Origin of the sequence: Chitinophaga sp. MM2321 (assembly GCF_964033635.1) — a bacterium.
Lineage (GTDB): Bacteria > Bacteroidota > Bacteroidia > Chitinophagales > Chitinophagaceae > Chitinophaga.
Window position 1 is genome coordinate 1,402,276 of the sequence record NZ_OZ035533.1, and the last position, 25,795, is coordinate 1,428,070.

A 25,795-nucleotide genomic window follows, 5' to 3' on the forward strand; every position below is an offset into this window, starting at 1 on the left:
TATCGATGGGATTTTTTATTTTTAACTCCTTATGGAGCGTAACTACATTCTTTTTGACACGCCCGTACGTGACTTGTTATACCCCTTTACACATACAAGACCTATTGCCGCCTGTAGAGTAGGAATACTTACCATACAGGAAAAATGGGAACATTGGCTGGGTACAGGCGTAAGTCATTTCACCGTACCGCATTTACAGGAGAAATTTCCTTTGCACCGCGCGGCAGATGAAAATATGGTCAATATCCTGCTCAGTGGGCATATCCTGCCGGATGCCGGCCTGATAGCCGCTATCGCCTCCCTGGAGGCCAATGAAGAGCTGTACCAGGATAGCCACCTGCTGGCAAAAGCGATACGCGGAAAGGATATTCACCTGTTATCTCCCGGTGAGCGAAAAAATTATCCGGGAGAAGTACTGGGAATATTTAAGCCATGGGATATCTTTGCGCTCAATGACAAAGCTATAAGGGCAGATTTTAAGCTGCTCACGGAGGGAAGATCATCGGCCCCCATATCATCCACCAATCAATTAATCAATACTGCGGATATTTTCCTGGAACCGGGTGCCAGCGTGGAATATAGTGTGCTGAATGCAACAACGGGTCCTATTTATATCGGGAAAAATGCACAGGTGATGGAAGGCTGCCTGATCAGGGGCGCCCTGGCCATGGGAGAAGGATCGGTATTGAAGATGGGGACTAAAATATACGGTGCTACCACCCTGGGGCCTTATTGCACCGGGGGAGGCGAGATAAAGAACAGTGTTTTATTTGGCTACTCCAATAAAGGACACGATGGTTACCTGGGAGATGCGGTGCTGGGAGAATGGTGTAACCTGGGAGCCAATACCACCTGTTCCAACCTGAAAAATAATGTTTCGCCCGTAAGGGTGTGGCTGGAAGCTAGGGGAGAAGCGGCAGTAGCCGGGCAGAAATGCGGGGTACTAATGGGTGATTTCAGCAGGTGTGGTATTAATACCATGTTGAATACGGGGACCGTGATAGGGGTGTCCTGCAATATTTTTGGTGCGCATTTCCCGCCGGTATTCACGCCTTCTTTTAGTTGGGGAAACCTGGGCCGTGCAGGAGAATACCGCCTGGAGGAAGCGTTGCGGGATGCAGGCGCCTGGATGGGCCTGAAGGGCCGTCAGCTGGAAGAAGCAGACCGTAAGATACTGGAAGCAGTACATGAAATAATCAGCGAAAAAGACCTTAAAACTTAATATCACAATCACAGTATTTATGAGAAAGAAAATTGTTGCAGGTAACTGGAAAATGAACCTTACGCTGGCACAGGGTGAGCAGCTGATCAACGACATTTTACAGGCCGGTCTGAAACTGGAAGAGGGACAGGAAGTAGTGATTGCTACGCCGTTTCCTTATCTGGCGAAAGCGAAGTCCCTGCTGAAAAATTATCCTGGTTTTTATGTAGCGGCGCAGAACTGTTCCAGTGAAAAATCAGGTGCTTACACCGGCGAAGTATCCGCTGAAATGCTGCAATCAGTAGGTGTTGATTACGTTATTATAGGTCACTCCGAAAGAAGAGAATACTTCCAGGAAAGTAATGCAGTACTGGCTAAGAAAGTAGATCTGGCACTGGCAAACGGTATTAAACCGATTTTTTGCTGTGGAGAACCACTGGAAATCAGGCAGGCAGAAACACAGAATGATTATGTAGCCACGCAGTTGGAAGAAAGCCTGTATCATCTTACAGCAGAACAGTTGAAAGATGTGGTAATTGCTTACGAACCTATCTGGGCAATTGGTACAGGGCTTACAGCAAGTGCAGCGCAGGCGCAGGATATGCATGCCTTCATCAGGTCGCGGATTGCTAATAAATTTGGCCGTGAAGCCGCTTTGCATGTTTCCGTTTTATATGGCGGCAGTGCAAAACCGGGCAATGCAGCAGAGTTGTTTTCTAATCCTGATGTAGATGGCGGCCTTATTGGTGGCGCATCTCTGGTAGCGGCAGACTTTACAGCGATTGTTCAGAAGCTGGCTTAATGATAATAGAAAATACGCAGTTATTGGTGCTGCGTATTTTTTTAGTAACAAATGCTAAAAAAATTAGTAATTCCGAAAAAAGGTTGTATATTCGTATTGTCATTCTAACAGGGAGAATTAAAATATCGGTTATGAATACGAATTATGAAATTTCGGAAGAGTTATTTGATTATTTACTGGTAGTTAATCCGGATGTAGTGGTAACAAAAGATGTGACCCATATCCGCCAGCATATTGCCACTGTGCTGAACGATGCTGCGGTTATAGCAACACCAGTGCATGTGGCCTTGTTCCGTTCCGCATTTCCGGAGCGTTACGAGGACGATTTCATTTCCATGCTGGAAGAAGTAGCCAGAAAGCAATCGGGCTTTGCTATCTATACTTCCCGGCTGGAAGCGTTCAGACATGCCGATGGGAGGCAGAGTGTATGTGTGAATGTGGCTAATCCCAAACCATTGGTAGAACTGCACAGGAGTGTTATGCAGGCTTTTGAATTAAAGCCCCAGGCATTCCGGCCTTATATGTTGCTGGCACGGGGCATCCAGGATGCTGATGTTAGTAAAGTGGCACCAGCATTGGCGCAGCAGTTGTTTGTCCGCAGTTTTAATTGCCATTGTTTCAGTTTGTTGAAAAAGCCTGCTGCCGGTGGTAAATATGAAAAGGTAAGAGACTTCGTATTTGGAGATATTGAACACATGGCGGGATCGTTATTTAATTATGCTGCATAGCTATACTTTAGTTGTCTGGAACAGGAAGGATCGGGCTAGATCTTTCGCTGGTTTGTTTCCCTCATTCATGTTAACCATTCCCTTTTCCATTTGTATATTTATAATGGATGACGCCATACCTGTCTAACTTTATTAGCCAGGATGAGGAGCTTTCTATTTATATATTTATAATGGACGTTCTGTACATTCAATTGCATGTATTAACTGAATGTATTTGAGCGCAACGGGACTTATTCTTACATTCGTTGATCATATACTTTCGTATGATCCGGCGAGAGCTGTAATCCGGGAAATCCTGTTTCAGATTATTACCACACAACTATCGATATTTATGACAACCACATCAATCGAACACAAAGAGATCATTGTAAAAGGCCGTGTGCAGGGAGTGGGATTCAGGGTTAATGCCAAGCATATAGCTGACTTATTAGGCGTGCAGGGACAAATTAAAAATCTTCCGGATAAAAATGTGTGGATATTGGCAGAAGCGGAAGCGGTTGTTATGGAAGAGTTTCTTGCCTGGTGCCGTAAAGGTCCTGCACTTGCAAAGGTGACAGAGCTGGAAATTACCGGCGGCAACGTCGAAAATATCAGTGGATTTACTATCCTTCACATATAGATAAACAGTACGCAAAGAAACATTTGTGTGCAAAGGAAAATAAGCAGGCAAAACCCGGTAAGAAAGACGGGTTATTTATTTACCTTACCATCCTTCATGGGTTTTGCGTGCTTATGTCTTTTTGCATATGAGTGGTGTATTCTTACCTGGAAGCAGTGATCTTCAGTACATGCTTAGCGGGAGGCAGTGACCTTTGCTGTATCCTTACCTGGAAGTAGCGATTTTCGGTGCGTCCTTAGCTGTAAGCAGTGATCTTCAGTACATCCTTATCTGGAAGTAGTGATCTTTCATGTATCCTTATCTGGAAGTAGTGATTTTCCATGTATCCTTACATGGAAGCAGCGATCTTATTCCTTAAAGACTTATCCAGCGCAGATTTTGGTACAATAACCGTTACAGTATTGATGGCAAAATAGGGTTCGGAAACATGTACATATCCTTCGAAAGGACTGGACTTTAAGCCCCAGGAATTTTTGACGATAAAGAATGTTTTTCCCTGCGGTGTTTTTTCAATACCGGTGATATGCATCAGGTGATCATCTTCTGTAACCAATTCTTCGTATAACCGTTGACGTGTGTCCTGCGAATAATTACCTTCGGTCATGTCTGGGTTTATACTATCTTTTTCAAAGGCATTGTCTGCCGGTGGGAGTACAGCATATCCTTTGCTGGCAGCCCATCCATTGTTGCTTACATCGGTATCCCATAAAATGGTATAACCTTTTTTCAGCGCAGCTTTGGTGACCTGTGTCAGTTCATCCAGCGGTAAATTATAATAGGCGCCGTTAGAGAAATTATCCGGTACTTCCACAATAAAGGGCTGGTAAAAAGGATGGTGTGTAAAGGATGTCAGGGAAACATAATCGTTGGCATCAAACTTTACTACCTCCTTTGCAAAAGTAAGCGGGGTATATGTTTTACCATTGTATTCAAAATCTGTGGGGGCTTTACCCATGTATTCATCCAGGATAGCGGAGAATTGTATCGCCCAGTTTTCGGGGATAGGTGCTTTTATTTTGAGAATACTATCCAGGTAGTTTTTCAGAACACCCACCATTACGCTGTGGTTATGCAGTTGTGCCTGGGCTTTTAAACCGCTGTAAGCACTTTCAGGTACAATGCCGTAGCGTGCCATGGACCTGATTACATCATGACCAAGACCACCTTCATCGAAACGCGCACTGCCCTGCCGGCGGATGTAATTCTTTGCCTTCTCCATATAAATGTTACGTACGGTAAACATCTCGGAGAGATCTATTGCGGGCATTCCTTTTCGCAGGCATTCCGATTCTACCAGGGAGGTGGTGGAGAAGGACCAGCAGGTACCTGTTCTGCCCTGGTTTTTTATCGGGGTGGCCGCATTGCTTTTCTCCAGGATCATCCGTTTGCCCTGTCCGTTCACCGTTGCCATAGCCAGCATGGCTAATGCGATAAAAAATGCCTTCATATACTTCACGTTTAAATGATACCGCTAAAGTTAAGGGAATACCTAATAATAAAATACCACTACCCATATAAGTGGTAGTGGTATTTTTATAATCTGTAGTATGGCGGCAGTGGCTAGTCCTCTATATTGATATTGAAGTTATCGTCGTCAGTTTTTTTGATGGTCACGTGTTTACTGTTCAGGTAGCCCTTATATTTTTCCTGTACACTATCCGGTTGTTTAACGCCATTGATAAAGAGACCGGAACTGTTTTTTTCTATGGTATAAGGTTTGTCAGTATCAAGAAGGTTGTCGCTACCCATTTTGCTGATGAGTTCACGATATTTTTTGTTGGTAGCTTCCGCTTTAACTTTTGCATCTTCAGCAAAAAGCTGGTTTCTTTCTGCACGGACTTTGGCCAGTTCGGCATTTTTTCTGCTAATCTCAGCGACTCTTTCTTCTCTCTCCGCTTGTGTTTTCGCCGTGTTGGCCCTGACTTCCTCCCGTATAGCAGCATCCTTGTTTTTGTTGGCTGCCATCATATTGTTGCGGGCTTCCTTCATGGACTTTTCTATAATAATCTTATTCTCTGTCCAGGTTTTGGATACTTTGTTATTGATATCCTTCCAATCAACTTTGTTATAGGCTTCCTGTACTTCTTTATTGATTTTTTCCCAGTCGATGCTTTTCAAAGCGTTGGTAGCTTCTAACTGGGCTTTCTTTGTTTCTTCGGAAAGTGCTTTCCAGTCTACTTTTTCAGTAGCGGCCCTGGCTTCTGCCTGGATCCTTTTTAAATCCACATCCCGTAATTGTTTCATGGCCTGTTGCACATTTTTCTGCGCAGCAATAACCTGTTGTCTTATGTCTTCGTTGTCCAGCTTTTGTGGTGCGGTAGTGTCAAAGACCAAATTAACATCCATCGGCGACAGGTTAACATCCATCGGTGACAGGTTAACAGACATCGGCGAAAATACTACAGGAACGGCATGAAAGGAAAGGTTGGTATGGATATCAGACGCAGCATCTATGTTGGTTACTACATGTATATCCCGGTTGATATTCACGTTAGGTGTGGTATTTACAGTGGTAACGCTGGGTGTTGCAGTAATAGTGGGTGCCGGTGTTGCAGAGAAGACTGGCTGCGGAGCTACAGTATCAGCAGCAGGTATTTGTATTTCCCGTGGTACTTCAGCTACGGCATGGTCTTTTTCTTTAGTCAGCGTTCCATGATTTTCTACTTTGCCCGGATTGAGCCATGCAATGGACACCAGGCCGGTGGCAATGATTAATACTGCCAGAAATTTCTGGCTATAATTAAGATGTTTTGTTTTCATTTCCATGATACGTTTGATACGGTGGAACAAATGTTGTTTATTGTCTGCAATAGCCATGGTCAGCGGATTGGCGGTTAACCGGTATTCTTCCAGCGCAATCAGTGCCCTGGCATAATGCAGGGGTTGCACGGTACCTGCTATAACGAGGTCGTCGCAACAGTGTTCTCTTTCCTGGCGGATCGTTTTGGAGATAAGCCATACGAAAGGATTAAAGAAAAGAATGGTTTCAACAATTGATTGGAAGATATTCAACAGATAATCATTGCGTTTGATATGGGCCAGTTCGTGCAGTAAAATGGCTTCCAGCTGCTCTTCAGATAAATTGTTTACCATGGCGATGGGCAGCAGTATAACCGGTTTAAAGAAGCCCAGCATAACAGGTACCTGTATGTAGCGGGATACCAGCAGCTGTACTTTGCGGGGGAGCTGTAGTTGGGCAACGAGGTGTTCCAGGTGATTCTCCCAGGCTTCTCCCATTGATTCCACCTGTTTGGTGCGGATCTGTTGCAGTTGTAACAGGTCGGATACCAGTTTGATGATCATGACCGCCATCCCGGCAATGTAGAGTGCTACCAATACAGGGAGACACATTTCCAGGCTGGGAAACAACGTGGCCATTTCTTCCTGTCCCTGGTATACAGCAGGTAAGGGTTGTCCGGTTATGGCCAGTTGTTGGGCCGACAATTGCAGCACCAGTTGCTTTGTCTGGCTCAGTACCTGTAACTGCTGATAAAGCGTGATCAGGAACCACGTGAAAATACCGGCCAGCGAAAACATGGATAAATTATATTTTATCCGTGCACTGGCCATGGGCCATAATTTCAGGACTATTTTCAGACAGGCATATACGAAAAATGCTTGCCAGATAGCGTGTAGGATAGTCCATCCCAGGGCGTGTACCAGATCGCCGGTAAAAGGTAATAAGTTCATGATGTAAAATTTACCTGTTATCGCTTTTGTTGCTTCTCCATGGCAGATAAGTATTCCCTGATCTTTTCCAGCTCTTCGTCAGAAGAGTGGTGATGCCCCAGCGCCTGCATGACCAGCTGTGAAGCAGATCCGCCAAATACGGTATCAATCATTTTATTCAGTAACTGTTGTTGTGTTTTCTGTTGTGAAACGGCAGCTGTATATATATGCGTTTTACTGCTGGTATCGCGCTGCAACAAATCCTTTTCATGCATGATCTGCATCAGTTTAAGCGTAGTGGTATAGCCCGCCTCTTTTGTTTCTGAGAGAATTTCATGCACTTCCCGCACGGTACTGGCGCCCTTCTCCCACAAGATGCTTAAAATTTCCAGTTCACTTTCTGTAGGCTTTGTTTGTTTCACAGCAATGATTTAACAGTGATGATTATTGTTGTACGAATATCTTCGTAAACGAATGTACGATAGTTTTCGTAATCACCAAAAAAAAGACATTTATTTATGAAATTTGCGTGATTATATGGATGAACGGAGATAAAAGCGGATGATCAAAACGACTGTTCCTGCCTGAGCTGATTCGTGGTTTTACGGCTACCATCGGCGCTCCAGCCGGGCGCACCAAATACATAATGGAATGCTTCCCGGAAGGAGCGGGCATGACGCAGATCACGCCAGATATCTATCCATTCATGGGTAGCGATACGGAGAGGATTATAGGTATGAATATTTTTAGTGAGCCCGTAAACAGGGCGTTTGGATTCCGGTACAAAGGTGCCGAACATCCGGTCCCAGATGATGAGGATTCCGGCGTGGTTACGATCCAGGTACTCAATATCGGAGCCATGATGTACGCGGTGGTGGGAAGGGGTATTGAAGATGTATTCCACCGGCGCAGGCAGTTTATGAATTACTTCGGTATGGATCCAGAACTGATAAATGAGGCTGATAGCCTGCATACTCATTATCATAACCGGATGAAAACCAACCAGCGGCATCCATAACCAAAAAACGAAGGTACCGGTAATATTGCCGGTCCATGTTTGCCGGACCGCAGTGGCGAGGTTATATCGCTGTGAAGAGTGATGGATCACATGCGACGCCCAAAGAAAACGGATGGCATGGCTGCTGCGGTGAAACCAATAGTAGCTGAAATCATCTGCAAAGAAACATAAGATCCACACCCACCAGGTAAAGCCCAGGGTATACAGCCGGAATTGATAAAGAAAGAGGTAAACGCCGAAAATAATTGCTTTGGTAAAGATGCCGGTAAATACATTGCCTAATCCCATCGCAATACTGCTGAGTGCATCTTTCGGCTCATACAGGTTTTTTTTATCGATGGCGGTGAAGATGATTTCGAGCAAAATCAGCAACACAAACCCGGGTATAGCATACATGATGAGGTTAGGAGGCATATCGTGTAACGTTCTATCTACCTAAGTTACAGGAAAAATTTTGGGATTTACGAATTTTGGAATTTTGAGATTTTGTTATTTATGTATTTAGATATTTAGTATCTAAAATACATCTTCCTAACAAACAAAATTCCAAAATTCCAAAATTCGTAAATCCCAAAATATTACTTGACTTCTTTCTCGCTTTTACTCACTGCTGATGTACCAAACCAGCCAAGGATTCTTGTTTTGCCGGAAGGGGTAATATTATCTATGTTGCTTTTTACATTTTCCAGCACTTTGGCAAAAAGGCCACCGGCATTTACCTGTTCATTTACCTGCGAGAGGAAATCGTAGCTGCGATGGGTCACCGAGGAAAGCCGCACTATTATTTTTTCATTTTGTTGAAAAGGTTTCGAGTAATCAGTAATCCCTTCTGCAATCGGGAGGATAAAGGTTGATCCATCAGAAATACCTTCATCATAAGAGCCGTCAATAGAGAAGGCATCTCCCAGGCGTTTGGTGGTATCATTCCGGTAAGAGCGGATCCAGTAATAGTCGGTACCGTTATCCAGGTCTTTTGCGTGAAACTTGGCGTAGTAGCCTTCTTTCCCACTAATGGATTCCTCTTTTGTTTTAAATTGATAAGAGATGGAATCGATCGGTGGTACTCTTCTGATGGTATCATACGCTTCAAAGATCTCTCCCTTATACTCCACATGCAGTTTGTAAGCATGACCCAATACACCAATGGGTTTATTGGTGGCGTCATAGCTATATACATTGTCTTTAAAGGCGAAAGGGTAAGTGGTACCTGCGGTAAGATCAAAAACAGTAATTGCGGCATCCGTTATAATCGGCGCGGGATTATTATCTGTGTAGGGAACCGACATGGTGAATTTGATTTTCTGTACGCCCATGTCTGTTGTGATCCATGCATCCATTACCGGGAAGGATTTCCCATTGGGGATGTCAAGATCTATTTTGTCTTCGCAGGCGGTCAACCCGGCAAAGGCAGCGAATATAGTAAGGAATGCTAATTTTTTCATCTGATTAAATTTGGACAATTAGAATTTGAAATTGTACGTAATACCCGGGATGATGGAGCCTATGATCGATAAACGAACGGCTTCACGTTTTGTAGGGTCATCATCATTCTGCTTGAAATACACGGTGTAGGCATTTCTGCGGGCGTACACATTGTAGAGTGAAAATACCCATTCTCCTTTCCAGCGTTTCAGTTGTTTGCCCTTCAGTGTGAGGGAAAGGTCGAGCCGGTGGAAATCAGGTAAGCGGTAGTTATTGCGCTTTTCGGTGCTGTTGTATGGAATATCCCAGTCCTGGAATTCCAGCCTGTTGTCCGCAAAGGTGGCTGGTGTACCGGATGCATACACCCAGTTTGCCGACATGGAAGTACGTTTGGTGAAAGTATGTGTTAACACCAGGTTGATGTTATGCGTACGGTCGTAACGGTTAAGGAACCATTCATCCATACTGATACCGGGTGTTTTCCTTTCTGTACGTGATAAGGTATAGCTTACCCAGCCGCTGGTTTTACCGATATCTTTTTTAGCATACAATTCCAGTCCGTAGGCGCGTCCCTGTGAGGGCAGCAGGTCTGCTTCAATCAGCTGGTTCAGTTGCAGGTTAGCATTATCTATATAATCCAGTTGATGATCGGTTGTTTTGTAAAACACTTCCGCAGAAAATTCATATGCATCATTGGGTGCATTATAAAAGTATCCGGCGGTATATTGATCTGCCAGCATCGGCTGAATGTTGTTGGTGCTGGGTGTCCAGATATCGAGTGGTGTAGGGGAGGCGGTATTGGAGAGCTGGTGCATGAACTGCGTGGTTCTGCTATAGGCCAGCTTCACGGCATGTTGGTCTGAAAATGCGTACCTGGCGCTGATCCTGGGCTCAAAATAATAATATGCCTTGATGAGTTCATTGGCGCCATAGGTTTTGGAACCTATCAGTGTTTTCCGGATACCCGGTGTGGTATCATTGAAGTAGTAGGCCGTGCCTTTTCCTATCAGTTGATAAGCAGAGAACCGGGCGCCGTACTGGATACCGAACTTACTGGAAGGTTTATATTCATGATCCAGGTACACCGCTGATTCCAGGGCATGTTTATCTGTCAGTTCTTTTACCAGTTGCTTATCGCCTTCTGTACCGATGCCTGTGCCGGGTTTAAAGGTGTAATAAATTCCCTGTACCCCGAAGTGCAGGCTGTTGCTGCTATTGATATAATAAGTGAAAGATGGTTTTAAGCCGTAGTTGATGATGTTGGAAGTCCAGTCGTATCCCTGCTTGTCTTCATTATCTTTTTTCTTTGATTCATTATTGAAACTGAGACTATAATCATATTTGGTGTAGTAGGTGGTGAGGTTCAGGAACAGGCGGTTGGTGAACACATGGTTCCAGCGGATGGTAGCGGTGCTGTTGCCCCAGTTCATGTTTACGTCTTTACCTACCCCAAATACATCCCTGCCAAAATATCCACTTACAAACAGGGTATTGTTTTTATTGAATTTGTAGTTGGCTTTAGCGGTCAGGTCGTAAAAGTTGAGTTTGGTATCTTTCATATCTCCTTTTACGAACGGCTTCATCAGGATATCTATATAAGATCTTCTGGCAGCAACAATGAAAGAGGATTTATCTTTTACCAGTGGCCCTTCTACAGAGAGACGGCTGAAAATATTACCGACACCGCCATTGACATTAAATTCCTGGTTGTTACCATCTTTCATACGGATATCGAGTACGGAAGATGTACGACCACCATATTCAGCGGGAAAACCGCCTTTGATCAGGTTCAGGCTTTTTACGGCATCGGGATTGAATACGGAAAAGAAGCCGAGCATATGTGTGGAGTTGTATACCGGTGCTTCATCCAGCAGGATGAGGTTTTCATCGCTGTTGCCGCCACGTACGTTGAAGCCCGCAGCGCCTTCACCTACGGTGGTTACACCGGGAAGGGTCTGGATAGCACGTAGTACATCCACTTCACCCAGGAAGGTGGGCATTTTTTTCATCTGCTGTATATCCAGTTTATTGATGCTGGTATTCAGGGTATGAACACTTTTTTCCTGTTTCTGCCCGCTGATAGTCACCTCGTTGAGCTGGCTGCTGCTGCTTTCCAGCTTTACGTCGATGGTTTTGTTGGAAGTGAGGCTGACAGTGGTTTTATACGGTGCATAGCCGATATAGGTAAATTGCAGTTCATGCTCACCGGCCGGCAGCGTGAGTGAATAAAAGCCATATTGGTTGGATATTGTGCCGATACTGGTACCGGGTTTGCCGATAGAAATGCCTACCAGGCTTTCGCCATTCTGTTTGTCTTTTACATAGCCGCTTACTGTATAACGTTGCTGCTGTGCTATCGTTGTATGTGTTGCCAGTATTAATACCAGCAGAGACATCAACATGATTGCCGTTGTTTTCATAAAAGGTAAATCAAGCTTTTTATAAGGTTTATTCCTGTTTGGTAACATGCATATAAGACGTAGCAGAATACGCTTACCCCTACCTGGATAAATTATTTATTTTGATAATAGTAGTAAAGCGGCGAAGATAGGGGGAAAAATGAAAAAGGAATATTGAGATTTGAAGGGTGGTATGTTTCAAACTCAATATTCCGGGTACTTTGTTCGTTATATGCCGGGTTTAGTCGAGGATATCGCAGTAGAAGCCGAGGCGGGTCACGAATTCAATGATTACCTGTTCTGCCAGCTGTTGCGGGCTGATGATACGCAGTACTTTGTCGCAGTCCTCTATATCCACACTACAGGCGTTAACGGCAAACTGGGCGGAAATTGCATTGATAACACTCGTTTTATCCCGGACCGTACTGATATTTGTACGAAATATTCCAATCATGTCGTCGTTATTTAATATTTGTGGAATATATTTATGCAAATTTGCTACTGTTCATCCGTATAACTGTTACACGAAACGGATTAAAACTTACACGAAACGGATTTTTTTATGAATGTAGTCATCAGGGATGATGCCCAGCGTATACTCTTACAGGAAGATACGCCGTTTGCCTTCGAGAAAATTTCCTCCAGGGTGATCATTGAAGAGAGGCAGCAGGAGACATTCGACTTTGGATCATACCAGATACAGGAATTCAGCTTTGATGGCATACACATGGTTGTGTGCAATGCGGAGGTATATGAAAATATCCATGTAGCTACTGATGATGTGGTACCTCCCCGGGTAATGATGATGTTTATGGAACAGGGAGAAGTAAGTACCACTGTTCAGGGCGTTGCAAATGATTTCAGGTTTAGCTCCCGCGAACATAACCTGATGTTTTCCCCACATAGTGAGGAGTCCGCAGCAGTTAAGAAGCAGCGCGGCATCCAGTTGTTTGGCCTGAGCTTTACCCGTGAACGTTTCCTGGAGCTGGCAGATCATAATGGTCAGGTGCTGGATAATCTGGCCAATAAAATAGCGGGTAATAAAAATGCGATACTGGCAGATAAAATGAATCCCCATATCACCCCAAGGATGAAGGCGGTATTGGCAGAAATAAGGCAGTGCGGGTTCCAGGGAGGACTAAAAAAATTGTTCCTGCATTCAAAGGCTATTGAACTACTGGCACTGCAATGCGAACAGATAGAAAACGAATTACTGACCGGCACGCCTGCACGGAATAAAATATCCGCCGCGGAAATTGAAAAGCTGCATCATGCCCGCTATATACTATTAGAGGATTTGCAACATCCGCCCAACCTGCCGGAGCTTTCCCGTAAAGCGGGTTTGAATGAGTTCAAACTGAAGTCGGGCTTCAAAACCCTGTTTGATACCACCGTATTTGGTTACCTCAGCGACCATCGCCTGAACCTGGCGTATGAGCTGGTAATGGCAGGAGAGAAGCCGCTTGCTGTTATTGCAGATGAAGCGGGGTATTCCTCTCCACAGCATTTTAGCAATGCTTTCAGGAAGAAGTTTGGGGTAAGCCCGGGGAAAGCGAAGAGATAATTTTATTAAAGCTATCTTCCATGTTCAATGTGCTCGCGGATAAATTGCTTTTCCCGCTCTAATTCGGCACGTAACTCTTCTTCTGTCGGTAATATCAGTTTGTATTTAGACGCAAATAACTGCTTGTTTTCTTCAAGCATACTATACTTAACAATCGTCTGATCCTTTTCAGCACATAGAATAATACCAATTGTAGGATTATCTCCTTCTGTTTTCTTAATATCTTCAAACATACGAACATACATATCCATCTGGCCTATGTCCTGATGCGTCAATTCATGTATTTTCAGGTCAATTAATACAAAACATTTGAGAATGTAATTATAAAAAACGAGGTCTATGTAAAAAACCTTAGTATCCGTTTTTATACGATATTGACGACCAACAAATGAAAAACCTTTCCCCATTTCCAGTAAAAAAGCTTGCAAATTGCTGATAATAGCCGTTTCAAGATTGCTTTCTGAGTACCCTGTAGGTTTCTCTAACCCAAGAAACTCCAGAACATACGGGTTTTTAATTATATCCGGTGGCACGGCCTTCTCCATCTTTTGCTGATCCAATAAAGCCTCCTTCTTATTTTGGGTAGAAAGCAAACGTTCATAATAGAGCGTATTAATATTACGCTCTAGTTGTCTTGTACTCCACGATTGTTCTGCTGTTTCTGCAATGTAATACTGTCTCGCACTAAGATTCTCTACTCTTAGAATAATACGATAATGAGTCCAGGTCAATTCGGGGCGCAGTGCGTCCCGAATTGGGAAAGCCTGATAAAACTGCCTCATGCGACGTAACTCCCTCTCCTCAAAGCCTTTTCCAAACTCTTCAATTAGCTGTTTGGAAAGCTCTTTTAGAAGGAAAGAACCATAATCAGCCCTTTCCTGTCCTTTTTGTTCTTCCTCAAAAATGCGTTTACCAATATGCCAATATGCTTCCACCATTGCACTGTTGATAGCATTATAAACTTTATGTCTTGCGGTTTTGAGTAAGCTTTTAATCTCTGTTATAAATGATTTTTCAATTAGCATTTTAAAAGAGTTATAATTCAAACTTACATGAAATAAGTTGATTTGGCTTAAATTCCAATTACCCGGTCAGATATGCATTACAGCGGAGAAATAGGTACGTTGAATGAAGGGACTGGTGATGTAATACTTCCAAAACAACGTCGCCACTCAAATCCTGCGATTTAAGCGGCGACGTTGTTTTTTCTTTATAATAATTCGCAACTCTTTTTAATACGCTAATGTAAACCGCTCCCTGATATGTTTCGGTTGTTCCAGTTCATCAATCATCGCTACGGCATAATCTGCGGTGGAAATTTTACTTTCTCCCTGATCGTTGGTTAACAACTGATCCTTGCCAAGACGGAATTTACCGGTACGTTCTCCGGGGGCAATCATGCCGGCAGGACTCAATGCAGTCCATTCCAGTTCCTTTTCCTGTTTAATTACATTGAATGCGTCGCGGGTAGCGGATGCGCCGGTTTTCCATTCAGCGGGAAAGTCGGGGGTATCCAATACCTGAACACCGGGCGCAACTTCCAGTGAACCTGCACCGGTTACAACCAGTAATCTTTTGATACCGGCCTTCTTCGTACCATTAATGATAGCGTGTATGACGTTTACGTAAGTAGCGGAATCATATGAATTGAAAGAACTGATCACCGCTTCATTGCCTGCTACCAGGGTGGCTACTGCTGCTTCGCTGCTCACATCCCCTTGCTGGATGGTGAGGTTTGCGTTCTTTATAGTTATTTTTTCAGGATGACGAACAATGGCGGTTACTTCATGACCCCTGTTTAATGCTTCTTCCAGGATGGCGGTGCCAATAAACCCCGATGCGCCGATGATAGCTACTTTCATGTTATTTGTTTTAAGTGGTAGTGTTATAAATACAGCTTAGTATGACTGATTGTTTAATTGAAATGATTTTTATTACAGTTATGAAGATAAAAAATACAGATCTTTTAATCTGTAATAAAATAAATTACAGTACAAATGTAGGGCATTATTTTGATTTCAACCATATTTAAATTTTATTTTTTGGGAGAAGAGCAGCATGGGCTATAAAAATTCAGGGATTTTCTGATTTTATCTCCGGAAAAATAAAATCAAAAAATCCCTGAATCAAAAAATTCCTGGATAAAAATCTATTGTTTATGTTCAATAAGGTATGCCGTAGCCTTGCTGTTGATTGTTTTGGCAGCAGGCGTTACGGGAGTTGTTTTAACGGTTGGTACCGCAGCATCTTTGGTGTGGAACCTTTCTGCCAGGGTAGGCGCAATCACTAATGATACAATCGACATCAATTTAATGAGGATGTTCATAGAAGGGCCGGAAGTATCTTTAAACGGATCGCCTACGGTATCTCCTGTCACAGAAGCTTTGTGTGGTTCTGATTTTTTATAGAAGGTTTCACCGTTGATTTCTACGCCTTTTTCAAAAGATTTTTTCGCGTTATCCCAGGCGCCGCCTGCGTTGTTCATGAAAATACCCATCAGTACACCGGTTACAGTAGCGCCGGCGAGGAAACCACCCAATACTTCAGGACCTGCAATGAAGCCGATCAGCAAGGGAGAGATGAGTGCAATAGCACCTGGCAGCAGCATTTCACGGATAGATGCCTGTGTGGAAATAGCCACACATTTATCGTACTCCGGTTTGCCGGTACCTTCCATAATGCCGGGGATTTCCCGGAACTGCCGCCGTACTTCTTCTACCATAGCCATGGCAGCACGACCTACAGCCGCTATTGCCAGTGAGGAGAAAATGAATGGGATCATACCACCAATGAATAAACCAGCGAGTACATTCGCCTTGTAAATATCAATGCCGTTGATACCAGCTACTCCTACAAAGGCAGCAAATAATGCCAGTGCCGTTAAGGCAGCAGATGCGATCGCAAAACCTTTACCGGTAGCAGCAGTTGTATTACCTACTGCATCCAGGATATCAGTTTTTTCGCGTACTTCTTTTGGCAGCTCGCTCATTTCCGCAATACCGCCTGCGTTGTCAGCAATAGGACCAAATGCATCAATCGCCAGCTGCATAGCTGTTGTTGCCATCATACCGGCTGCTGCAATAGCTACACCGTATAAGCCGGCAAAAGCATAAGAGCCGTAGATACCACCTGCCAGTACAAGAATAGGCAGCGCAGTGGATTCCATCCCTACAGATAATCCGCCGATAATATTAGTGGCAGCACCTGTAGCAGACTGACGGATGATGGAACGTACAGGACGTTTGCCCATAGCCGTATAATATTCAGTAATAATGCTCATGAGCGTACCTACTACGAGGCCCACCATAATGGCACCGAATACTTCTGTCTTTACGAATTCATGACCGCGTAACACCATTACGCCGTCAGGCAGGATCCAGTTTACCAGGAACCAGGAAGCAATAGCTGTGAGGACGATAGAACCCCAGTTACCCATGTTCAGCGCCTTTTGCACTACCGCGGTGCTTAATCCTGCTTTATCGCTGATCTTTACAAAGAAAGTTCCGATAATAGAGAATATGATACCTGTGCCGGCAATCATCATGGGGAGCAATATAGGAGCAAGTCCGCCATATGCATCAGTGGAGGTGGTTTCGGAGCCCAGTACCATGGTGGCGAGTACGGTAGCCACATAAGAACCGAACAGATCGGCGCCCATACCGGCTACGTCACCAACGTTATCACCTACGTTGTCGGCGATAGTGGCGGGGTTGCGGGGATCATCTTCCGGGATGCCTGCTTCTACCTTGCCCACAAGGTCAGCACCTACGTCGGCAGCTTTGGTATAGATACCACCACCCACGCGGGCAAACAAGGCAATGCTTTCTGCTCCCAGGGAGAATCCGGTCAGTACTTCAATGGTCTTCACCATTTCAGCAGAATTGGCGCCTGCACCAAAATATGCCTGCAGGGCAATAAATAAAGAACCGAGCCCTAATACGGCCAAACCGGCAACGCCCATACCCATGACAGAACCTCCGGTAAAAGATACCTTTAAGGCCTGGGCCAGACTGGTGCGTGCTGCATGTGCGGTACGTACGTTGGCTTTGGTAGCGATCTTCATTCCAATAAAACCAGCGACAGCGGAAAATACAGCTCCCATAATAAAGGCCAGTGCAATTGACCAGTGGGAGTTTTCATGTGTTGCGCCCATGTATCCTAACAGAAGGGCCGCAATAATTACAAAGTAGATAAGGACTTTATACTCTGCTTTCAGAAATGCCATAGCGCCATCTGCAATGTGTTGCGCTATTTCTTTCATCTTTTCATTACCCGCATCCTGGCGTGTAACCCAGGAACTACGGATAGCGGTAAATAACAAAGCCAGTACTCCAAAACATGGAACGAGGTAAACGATATTCATAGATGCGTATTTAAAAAATGCCCGGTTGAAAAAACAGCGTATAAAACTAAAATATCCAAAAAATACAAAAAGTGTATCAGATAAATATAAAACATAAAAAATGAATTACGTAATTCATCATGTGTAATTCAAAACTTAAATGATTCTCCCAGGAAATTGATGATGTCACTGGCGGTAAGTGCTTCCTGTGATAGTTGCGCAGCTGCGAGGTCACCCGCATGGCCATGCAGCCATGTGCCGAGCAGGATAGCTGCTTTGGGTGAATAGTCCTGTGCCAGCAGTCCCGTGAGGATACCCGTTAATACATCTCCGCTACCACCTGTAGCCATACCGGGATTGCCGGTGGAGTTGAAATATACGGCGCCATCCGGGCAGGCAATGGCCGTATATCTCCCTTTCATTAATATATATAGCTGCAGCCTTACCGCCTGTTTGGATAACAGTTCCAGCCGTGCTACATCATTATCGGCAGGACCAAACAGGCGCTCAAATTCTTTAGGGTGCGGGGTCAGGATAGAGCCGGCCGGGATCTTGTATAACAGGTACGGGTATACGGATAGAATGTTCAGCGCGTCTGCATCAATAACCATCGGGCGCTTGTAGGTTTCGAGCAACTTCTCCAGTGAGCGCGCCGTAGGTAGGGCGGTACCAAGTCCCGGCCCGATACCGATTGTTTTATAACGGGTATCCGCCTGCTCATGGAAGTGGGCGCTGAAGTCCGGCTGCTCATCTGTGATACACATGGCGCAGGGCTCACTGATCTGCATAATATTGTAGCCACACTGCGGTACATGACAGGAGAGGAGCCCCACACCGGCGCGCAGACAGGCACGGGCACTCAGCACTGCTGCGCCCATTTTTCCGTGACTGCCGGCTATCAGCAGCGCATGACCATAAGTGCCTTTATGTGCAAAAGGATCGCGTGGCTGATAAATGGTTCGCATCATCTCCCGGTCTGATAAATGATAGCGTACAGGCGTTTGCGTTATATAATCAGGATGCAGCCCGATAGGTAAAATATGTACTTGTCCTGTATAGGGTGCGTTTTCGGGCAACAGGAACGCAAGTTTATAAAATTCAAAGCTGAGGGTATGATGGGCCTGTATAATGGGCGCATTGATGGAGCTGGCATCAGCCATGAGTCCGGATGATATATCGATAGCGATAATCGTGTGCCGGTGCCGCTGATCATTGAGCTGATGAATAATACCTGCCAGCCAGCCTTCTATGGGCTTATTCAGCCCGGTACCGAAAATGGCATCTATGATCACACCCGGTGCCGCCAGCTCCGGTAAATCGGCTACCTGGCTGATTTCGCGGATACTGCCAGGATATAGTTGTTGCAGCAGCTCTAAGTTATGGGTATAGTCTTCACTGGCGTGGTGACCATATTGCAGCAGGCAGGTGGTGACGGTGTAGCCGCTTTGCAGGAGTCGCCGGGCCATCACCAATCCATCTCCTCCATTATTTCCTTTTCCGCAAAAAATATAAAAAGGGTGTACGGGGGTATAATGTTCTTCTACCCAGGCCACACATTTGCCGGCAGCCCTTTCCATCAGGTTTGTGCTGCTCACCGGCTCATGCAGGATAGTAAAGGCATCAGCCTCCCTTATTTGTGCTGCAGTGAAGATTTTCATGTCAGAAGTTGAACACTAAAAGTACTCCAAAATAAGGAAGATAGTAACAGGATACCGGGAATCCCGGGCATAAAAAAACGGATCACGCTTGCCTCGTGATCCGTTAAACAGTGCAGTTCTGTCCTTTACTTAAAGGTATATCTCGCTGAGATACCACCGATCTCTTCACCCAGGTAGTTGGTTGGTCCAACAAACTGTACATAAGGTTTCAGATCAGCACTGAGATTCAAGGGAATATTTTTGAAGGTATATTCTATACCAATAATACCATCCAGTCCCGGAGATACATAAGTACCCTTACCTTTTGAGGTATAACGGTCCCAATCGTAGTCGCGACGGTCGTAGAATCCTACGTGTGCACCGCCACCGGCATACATATTCAGTTCAGGAACACCGATATTCCAGTTGTATTCATATAAACCGGTAAAAGTAACGTTGGTCTTGTGGTTGGTGTTAGTGGTTACCAGGCCTTCAATAGCATGCGGACCCTGGATGAAATGCTTCACTGTAAAACCTACTACCCACGGATTAAGACGAATACCTAATGCAGTATTGTAGTTTCCTACTCCATTGCTGCTGCTGCGGTAATTGCCTTTCTTCTGCGCGTTTGCCTGGATTGCCAACATGGCAAACAGGCCAAAAAATAACACGGCTTTTTTCATAGCTGTTGCGTATTTGAATTTGATACTTAAAATGTATGCGTCTGATAATGTTGGCTATACTCCATAAATTATGCCGGCATATTGATTAAAAATCAAGGTAGCCTTACAATAACAATGCCAACCGTAGTTTATGAGCCTGTTTTTATCGCATGTACAGGCTTCAGCACACGGAGGAAAATAAACCCTGCAATGCCCGCCACCAAAGACGCTACAATAACTGAGATGATCGCAATAACCTGGTACTCTTTTTCTATATAAGCCAGTGAAGAAATGAATATGGACATCGTGAAACCAATACCTGCAATCAAGCCTACTCCTATGAGCTGCATCCAGCCCGATTTTGAGGGGAGCTCCGCCAGCTTCAGTTTTACGGCAAGGAATGAAAGGAGGAAAATACCCATTGGTTTCCCTAACACCAGCCCCATGATAACACCATAACTGATGTCGTTATGCAGCGCGCCCCAGATATCATCTGGCAGCAGGATCGCCGTGTTGGCCAGTGCAAAGACGGGCATGATGATAAAATTCACCGGGTCATGCAGTGCATGTTCGAGGCTGGCAATCTTATCCTGTGGAATGCAGAAGGCCAGCAATACCCCTGCAATTGTTGCATGGATACCGGAGTTGAAAATACAGTACCACAGCAGGATGCCGGGGATAAAATAGAAGATGAGCCGGTTTACTTTCAATACATTCAGCAATACCGGAATTAAAAATATACCGCCACCTATCAGCAGGTATTTCAGATCCAGATGCGGAGTGTAAAAAATAGCAATGGTCAGAATAGCGCCCAGGTCATCGATGATAGCGAGTGCCATCAGGAAGATCTTCAGGGCTACAGGTACCCGTTTGCCCAGTAATGACAGGATGCCCAGTGAAAAGGCAATATCGGTGGCCATCGGAATGCCCCAGCCATGTGAATAGGGGGTGCCTTTGGTAAATAATGTAAAGATCAGCGCGGGGAAAAGCATGCCGCCAATGGCCGCCAGTACAGGTAAAATAGATTTACGGAAAGATGAAAGCTCCCCTACGGTCAATTCCCTTTTGATCTCCATGCCTACCAGGAAAAAGAACAATACCATCATTCCGTCGTTTATCCATAACAGGTAGGAGTTAGGAAGATATAATGCCCTGTAATGATAATGATGTCCTCCTTCCGGATCAAACAGGGTATTCCAGAAACCGATGTAATCGGCTTGTACCGCCGAATTGGCCAGGATCATGGAAGCAAGGGTGCATACAATCAGTACAATACCCACTGCGCGGCTATCCTTTAAGAAGGTATGAATAGGAGATAGCAGTGTTTGACGGATAGTCCGGATAGATTCTTTGATCACAGGAAAAAATTTTGGAATTTTGGAATTTTGGAATTTACAGATTTGATTATTTTGTTTTCAAAAGAAATTTCCATTAAAAACAAAATCTCTAAATCTGTAAATTCCAAAATTCCAAAATATTTAATTGAATTTATTGCATCAACTCATACTTTGTTTTGGGCTTGCGTTTGACATCCCAATGGAAATTTTCCAGCTTTAACTGATCCAGCGGCCTTTGTGTAAATGGATATACGGTTCCTTCCGGATCCTTGATCAGTACTACTTTATCAACCTCTCCCTTCTTAAAGAAGATGTTGATGATAGCGCATTGGGCTTTATTTACACTCATATAAGCCCCTTCTGAATCTTTTATGTAGTTGATAGTTTCTGCATTTCCTTCCACATGCATCCAGTCGAGGGTTTCGCCTACAACGTAGCCGGTGATGGCGTTGCCTTTGATCTGATTGTACATACCTGGGCCGGCTTCGTTAATAATGAATCCGTTTTTATTCATCTGTATCTTGTCGGCTGCCTGATTTTTGGTAAACAGCAGTATGGTATCTGCACTCAGCTGCGAGGTATTGTTGGACCACAGTACCGGATCATGGAAGAAGCGGAAGATAGAGTCTTTGGTAGAATAATATACGCTGTCTGCCACGCCCTGCAGGGAGTCTGAAAACATTCTTACATGGTGATAAGCCAGGATGTACCGTTGTTCGCTGGTGTCTTTGGGGGCGGTCAGGGCCATGCTGTCGGCATGGTGTTTCATGCCCGGCAACGAGTCATGTGGTATGACGGCTGCTACAGGAGCCATCTTCACGGTTTTGACCAGGGCGGTATCCAATTTGTTTTTTGTTCGGGCGAGCGCACTGTCTGCCAGAAACATCATAACGGTGCCGGGTATACTATCTTTTTGCTGATGCGCCAGCGAATCGCCTTTATTGATCAGTGAGATGGTAGTTGGAATGTCGTATCGTGGCCGGGCGGTTTTTACGGCCCTGATCTCTTCTTTGGGAGGTGTTCTCTTGAAACCTTCTACAGAAGGGATGGACAGGCTGTCGTTGTGCCCGATCACACCTGAAAACAGGGTATCGGCGGCCATGTACAGGGTATCCTTATTTTTCTCCATGATCAGCAGTGGTTTCTGCGTGGCCAGGATAGTCCTTTCCTTTTGATTCACGGTTCCGTGGTTTGCCAGCAGCGACATTTTGCGGACGGTATCCCTGTATACCATGTTACCGTTGGCATAAGCCAGGCCGGTTATCTTGTCCATTTCAATATTATCCGCTGTCAGGGTGCCGGTACTGTCTTCAATGGTAGGGCGGTTGCCAAAGTTGCCGTATCCTTTATCGGTATCGTAGTAGCCGCTGGTCACATACATGATGCGGTTTCCTTCGTTGATAGTAGTCGGTGCAATGATATTGGCGATCTTGGTTTCGGTATTATACAACAGGGCATCTGTGCTCAGTGTATATTCCGGGTCCACCAGTACAACATTCCGCTGGAAATGCATCTCCTTGGTTTCTGTGTAGTAGTAGCCTTCATCGCTGGTGAGTACACTTGCACCGTTTACCAGTTTCCCTCCTTTGAGATAGCTGCCGATTTTGGCATTCATATCATATTGCAGTTCGGGCCCTGAGATGGTTACTTTCCCATCTGTGAGCCGGGCATTTTCTTTCAGAATAGCGATGCGTGTGCTGGCGTCGTAATTCAGGTAGTTGCCATAGATGTGTACACTGTCTGCCTGGTTAATATGAATATTTCCGTAAGCATCAATGATGTTGGTATTGTTGTTCTTTACGGCGCTGTCGCAGTTAAAGAGGGTAGTACCTTGTTTGAATATAGCGTTGCCAATGAATTTGGTTACGTTGATGGAATCCCGTTCTATAGTCTGTAAAGTATCAGCCTTTATGATTTCGATGACGGTACCTGGTTTCTGGGCAGGTTGTGCCGGAAACTGGGCCCTGGCGGGCAATATAGCAGCCAGGCAGATACCTGTCAGGAAAAAGACTGATTTTATATATTGGTGCATTGAATCTTTTTATTGTGCCGTTGCTGTATCAGAAGGTAACGGTTTCGATTTATCTTTTTTGCCAAACAGGGAGAAGTGTACATAACGCTTGGGATTGATGCGAAGGTCTTCCAGCAGTTTATTCAGGTTGTTGAGTGAATACTGGAGGTTGTTATATACCTTTTTATCATTCAGCAGGAGACCGGCGGTACCATCTGTATTGTTCAACTTGGCGATGGTAGCGTTCAGGTTAGTAGCTGTTTCCTGCAACTGGTGAAGGGTTTTGTCGATATTACCATTTGCCAGTGCATCAGAAGCTGTTTTTGCATTATCGAGGATACCGCTGATTTTGGCGTTATTATCCTTCAGGTTACCGGTTACTGCGGCCAGGTTGTTGAAGGTAGCCTGTATATTACCCTTATCAGGATCGAGCATACCACTTAATGAAGCGGAAGAATGTCTGAAGTTCAGCATGGTGGTGTTCAGGTTCCGCATGGTTTCCTGGAGGTTATCTTTGGCAGTGGTATCGAGGATGGAGCTTACAGCCATGAGTACAGAATCGATATTAACAAGGGTACCTTCCAGTTTTTTCATGAATGGGTTTAGCTGTTCCTTGAGGGCATCCGTGATGGAACCGTCTACAGCAGCGTAGATAGTATCTCCGCTCTGGAGGTATTCGCCGGCGTTGCCGAGGTCCATCTGTACGGTTTTGGTGCCAAGCAGGTCACTGCTGATGCGGGCTACAGAGTTGCGGGGGATTTCTATTTTTTTGGTAATGGTAAGCGTAACCAGTATCCTGGAAGCGTCTTTGTCCATTACATCCAGTTTGGAAACGTTGCCGACAATCAGACCGTTTACCTGTACAGCATTTGAAGGCTGTAGTCCATTTACCTGTTTGTATACAGCATAGATGGTTTTATTGTGTGAAAACAGGCTCTTTCCCTTCAGTAAATTAAAGCCCAGTACAAGCAGGGTAATACCCAGTACGGTAAGTATGCCTACTTTTGTTTCGTTAGATAATTTGAGCATGTGATTCGTATACGTTCACGCAAAAATAATCAAAAAGGATGCACGGGAAGTGATTAGGGTAAAATGTTAGTAATAAAATAGAAGGGAGGGGGACAAAAGTGAGGGGGTATGGGGTAGGGTAGTGCTAGCAGGAGACAACGAAGGCATCTTTAAATCCCAGTTTGCGGGCCTTACGCGCAGCTGTGTAGGCCTGTTGGTTTGTTTTGAAGCGCCCCCAGGTATATTTGTTCATTTTTTTTTTATTCAGGACGATCTGTTCCCGGTTGATATGGGCGCCTTGGAGCTTCCTGAAAATGGAAGCTCCTGGTTTATAAAATTTATCTGTCACCAGTAATTGTACACAATACTGGGTGTTTTTATTTGGTATGGCGGGCTGGCCTTTGCCGGCTTTGGGGGATTTCAGGCGTGTTTGCGGTGCGCCGCTGGTAGCGGGTTGGGCATGGCGACTGTCGGTAAACCGCTGTAACTCATCCCGGTAACGCTTGATGGCTTTGTAGATACCATTGGCGAGTTCCTGTTGCCCGTTGCTGGAATTGAGGTATTCTTCTTCTTCCGGGTTGCTGATAAATCCCAGTTCCACTAATACGCTCGGCATAGCCGTTGCCGATAGTACCCAGATACCTTTTTCATTTCGTTGTCTGGCTCCCCGGCTGATGCGGCCCACGCGGGTAAATTCGTCTTCAATGAGGGTGGATAAACGGAGGCTCTGATCAAAGTAGGCATTACGCAGGGTATTCAGCAGGATGAACGTTTCGGGATCGGTATCATCCATTAATTGCCTGGTTTCTTCAGAATTGGCGTCCAGTACGATCACGGAATTCTGTTTCAGGGATTCCATTTTTGCGCTGTTCTTACTGGTTGCCCATATATAGGTTTCCGTACCTTTGGCATTGCTGGGATAGTAGGCGTAGATGGCCTGTTTGACAGGTATTTTCTTTTTACCTTTTCTGTGGTATACAGTTTTGTAACCGGTCACTTTCCGGATCTTTCCGGTAGAATTACAGTGGATAGATACAAAGAGATCACCTTTGGCATCGTTGGCAATCTGTGCTTTTTTACGGGGATCATCGAAACGGTCAGATTTTCGTGTATACACCACCTTTACATCGGGCATGTTATCTTCCAGGATCTTTCCCAGCTTAAGTGCCACTGCCAGCGTTACCTGTTTTTCAGTGGAATAGCTGCCTTTGGCGCCGGGGTCTTCACCACCGTGGCCGGCATCAATGACAATTGTTCTGATAGGGTTATCCCGTTTCGAAGAAACTGGATTGTTTTTTGCCTGAATAAAAAAGGTACAGGTGAATAATGTTCCCAGTCCTAAAATCCAAAGTCGGTTCCAGCGCATGATTCTCATT

At 44.9% G+C, this 25,795-nt stretch carries 21 protein-coding genes; 5 read left to right on the plus strand and 16 right to left on the minus strand.

The window, feature by feature from the left end:
• The first annotated feature begins 31 nt into the window (after positions 1-31).
• The 4 genes from ABQ275_RS05340 (at position 32) to ABQ275_RS05355 (ending at position 3,350) form a co-directional block, all read left to right on the plus strand.
• Positions 32-1,222 (plus strand): putative sugar nucleotidyl transferase, encoded by a 1,191-nt coding sequence (locus ABQ275_RS05340; protein WP_349317241.1) that lies wholly within the window; start codon positions 32-34, stop codon positions 1,220-1,222.
• A gap of 19 nt (positions 1,223-1,241) precedes the next feature.
• Positions 1,242-2,003, plus strand: a complete 762-nt coding sequence (tpiA, locus tag ABQ275_RS05345; RefSeq protein ID WP_349317242.1) for a triose-phosphate isomerase — start codon at positions 1,242-1,244, stop codon at positions 2,001-2,003.
• Between the two features lie 131 nt (positions 2,004-2,134).
• Entirely contained in the window at positions 2,135-2,731 is a 597-nt protein-coding gene (locus ABQ275_RS05350; protein WP_349317243.1) for a 2'-5' RNA ligase family protein, read from the plus strand.
• Positions 2,732-3,062: 331 nt separating this feature from the next.
• Positions 3,063-3,350 (plus strand): acylphosphatase, encoded by a 288-nt coding sequence (locus ABQ275_RS05355; RefSeq protein WP_349317244.1) that lies wholly within the window; start codon positions 3,063-3,065, stop codon positions 3,348-3,350.
• A gap of 328 nt (positions 3,351-3,678) precedes the next feature.
• Here the strand turns inward: ABQ275_RS05355 and ABQ275_RS05360 are convergent, their stop codons facing one another.
• The 7 genes from ABQ275_RS05360 to ABQ275_RS05390 form a co-directional block, all read right to left on the minus strand.
• Entirely contained in the window at positions 3,679-4,797 is a 1,119-nt protein-coding gene (locus ABQ275_RS05360; RefSeq protein WP_349317245.1) for a C1 family peptidase, read from the minus strand.
• Between the two features lie 113 nt (positions 4,798-4,910).
• Positions 4,911-7,040 (minus strand): M56 family metallopeptidase, encoded by a 2,130-nt coding sequence (locus ABQ275_RS05365; protein ID WP_349317246.1) that lies wholly within the window; start codon positions 7,038-7,040, stop codon positions 4,911-4,913.
• Positions 7,041-7,057: 17 nt separating this feature from the next.
• Complete coding sequence (locus ABQ275_RS05370) at positions 7,058-7,441, minus strand: BlaI/MecI/CopY family transcriptional regulator (RefSeq protein WP_349317247.1); 384 nt, start codon at positions 7,439-7,441, stop codon at positions 7,058-7,060.
• Between the two features lie 143 nt (positions 7,442-7,584).
• A complete protein-coding gene (locus ABQ275_RS05375) occupies positions 7,585-8,451 on the minus strand; it encodes a sterol desaturase family protein (protein WP_349317248.1) in 867 nt (288 codons plus the stop codon).
• A 164-nt stretch (positions 8,452-8,615) separates the two neighbouring features.
• On the minus strand, positions 8,616-9,479 hold the full coding sequence (locus tag ABQ275_RS05380; RefSeq protein ID WP_349317249.1) for a DUF4249 domain-containing protein: 864 nt from the start codon (positions 9,477-9,479) through the stop codon (positions 8,616-8,618).
• An 18-nt stretch (positions 9,480-9,497) separates the two neighbouring features.
• Positions 9,498-11,879, minus strand: coding sequence for a TonB-dependent receptor (locus ABQ275_RS05385; RefSeq protein ID WP_349317250.1), 2,382 nt, complete (start codon positions 11,877-11,879; stop codon positions 9,498-9,500).
• Between the two features lie 220 nt (positions 11,880-12,099).
• Positions 12,100-12,312: a hypothetical protein gene (locus tag ABQ275_RS05390; protein ID WP_349317251.1), complete on the minus strand. Its 213-nt coding sequence runs from the start codon at positions 12,310-12,312 to the stop codon at positions 12,100-12,102.
• A 108-nt stretch (positions 12,313-12,420) separates the two neighbouring features.
• Here ABQ275_RS05390 and ABQ275_RS05395 point away from each other — a divergent pair, with 108 nt between their 5' ends.
• Entirely contained in the window at positions 12,421-13,422 is a 1,002-nt protein-coding gene (locus tag ABQ275_RS05395; RefSeq protein WP_349317252.1) for an AraC family transcriptional regulator, read from the plus strand.
• 11 nt (positions 13,423-13,433) lie between these two features.
• Here ABQ275_RS05395 and ABQ275_RS05400 read toward each other — a convergent pair whose 3' ends face one another.
• From ABQ275_RS05400 to ABQ275_RS05440, 9 genes are all read right to left on the minus strand, one after another.
• Entirely contained in the window at positions 13,434-14,447 is a 1,014-nt protein-coding gene (locus ABQ275_RS05400) for a PDDEXK nuclease domain-containing protein (protein ID WP_349317253.1), read from the minus strand.
• Positions 14,448-14,654: 207 nt separating this feature from the next.
• Positions 14,655-15,284 carry an NAD(P)-dependent oxidoreductase gene (locus ABQ275_RS05405; protein WP_349317254.1) on the minus strand — a complete coding sequence of 210 codons (630 nt, stop codon included), beginning with the start codon at positions 15,282-15,284 and terminating at the stop codon, positions 14,655-14,657.
• 287 nt (positions 15,285-15,571) lie between these two features.
• On the minus strand, positions 15,572-17,785 hold the full coding sequence (locus tag ABQ275_RS05410; RefSeq protein WP_349317255.1) for a sodium-translocating pyrophosphatase: 2,214 nt from the start codon (positions 17,783-17,785) through the stop codon (positions 15,572-15,574).
• A 128-nt stretch (positions 17,786-17,913) separates the two neighbouring features.
• On the minus strand, positions 17,914-19,422 hold the full coding sequence (locus tag ABQ275_RS05415; RefSeq protein ID WP_349317256.1) for an NAD(P)H-hydrate dehydratase: 1,509 nt from the start codon (positions 19,420-19,422) through the stop codon (positions 17,914-17,916).
• Between the two features lie 125 nt (positions 19,423-19,547).
• A complete protein-coding gene (locus ABQ275_RS05420) occupies positions 19,548-20,084 on the minus strand; it encodes a hypothetical protein (RefSeq protein WP_349317257.1) in 537 nt (178 codons plus the stop codon).
• Between the two features lie 128 nt (positions 20,085-20,212).
• Positions 20,213-21,421 (minus strand): Na+/H+ antiporter NhaA, encoded by a 1,209-nt coding sequence (nhaA, locus tag ABQ275_RS05425; RefSeq protein ID WP_349317258.1) that lies wholly within the window; start codon positions 21,419-21,421, stop codon positions 20,213-20,215.
• A 130-nt stretch (positions 21,422-21,551) separates the two neighbouring features.
• The gene (locus ABQ275_RS05430) at positions 21,552-23,432 is read right to left on the minus strand and encodes an OstA-like protein (protein WP_349317259.1); all 1,881 of its coding nucleotides are present in this window, start codon (positions 23,430-23,432) and stop codon (positions 21,552-21,554) included.
• A gap of 9 nt (positions 23,433-23,441) precedes the next feature.
• Entirely contained in the window at positions 23,442-24,440 is a 999-nt protein-coding gene (locus ABQ275_RS05435; RefSeq protein ID WP_349317260.1) for an MlaD family protein, read from the minus strand.
• A 124-nt stretch (positions 24,441-24,564) separates the two neighbouring features.
• Positions 24,565-25,785, minus strand: a complete 1,221-nt coding sequence (locus ABQ275_RS05440; protein WP_349317261.1) for an N-acetylmuramoyl-L-alanine amidase — start codon at positions 25,783-25,785, stop codon at positions 24,565-24,567.
• Positions 25,786-25,795: the final 10 nt, after the last annotated feature.

Bases quoted from the DNA above. Each gene is read 5' to 3' on its own strand.
- ABQ275_RS05390 (WP_349317251.1), bottom strand. From the start codon at position 12,312: ATGATTGGAATATTTCGTACAAATATCAGTACGGTCCGGGATAAAACG.
- ABQ275_RS05380 (WP_349317249.1), bottom strand. From the start codon at position 9,479: ATGAAAAAATTAGCATTCCTTACTATATTCGCTGCCTTTGCCGGGTTG.
- ABQ275_RS05415 (WP_349317256.1), bottom strand. From the start codon at position 19,422: ATGAAAATCTTCACTGCAGCACAAATAAGGGAGGCTGATGCCTTTACT.
- ABQ275_RS05375 (WP_349317248.1), bottom strand. From the start codon at position 8,451: ATGCCTCCTAACCTCATCATGTATGCTATACCCGGGTTTGTGTTGCTG.
- ABQ275_RS05430 (WP_349317259.1), bottom strand. From the start codon at position 23,432: ATGCACCAATATATAAAATCAGTCTTTTTCCTGACAGGTATCTGCCTG.
- ABQ275_RS05355 (WP_349317244.1), top strand. From the start codon at position 3,063: ATGACAACCACATCAATCGAACACAAAGAGATCATTGTAAAAGGCCGT.
- ABQ275_RS05340 (WP_349317241.1), top strand. From the start codon at position 32: ATGGAGCGTAACTACATTCTTTTTGACACGCCCGTACGTGACTTGTTA.
- tpiA (WP_349317242.1), top strand. From the start codon at position 1,242: ATGAGAAAGAAAATTGTTGCAGGTAACTGGAAAATGAACCTTACGCTG.
- ABQ275_RS05365 (WP_349317246.1), bottom strand. From the start codon at position 7,040: ATGAACTTATTACCTTTTACCGGCGATCTGGTACACGCCCTGGGATGG.
- ABQ275_RS05395 (WP_349317252.1), top strand. From the start codon at position 12,421: ATGAATGTAGTCATCAGGGATGATGCCCAGCGTATACTCTTACAGGAA.
- ABQ275_RS05410 (WP_349317255.1), bottom strand. From the start codon at position 17,785: ATGAATATCGTTTACCTCGTTCCATGTTTTGGAGTACTGGCTTTGTTA.
- ABQ275_RS05385 (WP_349317250.1), bottom strand. From the start codon at position 11,879: ATGAAAACAACGGCAATCATGTTGATGTCTCTGCTGGTATTAATACTG.
- ABQ275_RS05420 (WP_349317257.1), bottom strand. From the start codon at position 20,084: ATGAAAAAAGCCGTGTTATTTTTTGGCCTGTTTGCCATGTTGGCAATC.
- ABQ275_RS05440 (WP_349317261.1), bottom strand. From the start codon at position 25,785: ATGCGCTGGAACCGACTTTGGATTTTAGGACTGGGAACATTATTCACC.
- ABQ275_RS05400 (WP_349317253.1), bottom strand. From the start codon at position 14,447: ATGCTAATTGAAAAATCATTTATAACAGAGATTAAAAGCTTACTCAAA.
- ABQ275_RS05435 (WP_349317260.1), bottom strand. From the start codon at position 24,440: ATGCTCAAATTATCTAACGAAACAAAAGTAGGCATACTTACCGTACTG.
- ABQ275_RS05350 (WP_349317243.1), top strand. From the start codon at position 2,135: ATGAATACGAATTATGAAATTTCGGAAGAGTTATTTGATTATTTACTG.
- ABQ275_RS05405 (WP_349317254.1), bottom strand. From the start codon at position 15,284: ATGAAAGTAGCTATCATCGGCGCATCGGGGTTTATTGGCACCGCCATC.
- ABQ275_RS05360 (WP_349317245.1), bottom strand. From the start codon at position 4,797: ATGAAGGCATTTTTTATCGCATTAGCCATGCTGGCTATGGCAACGGTG.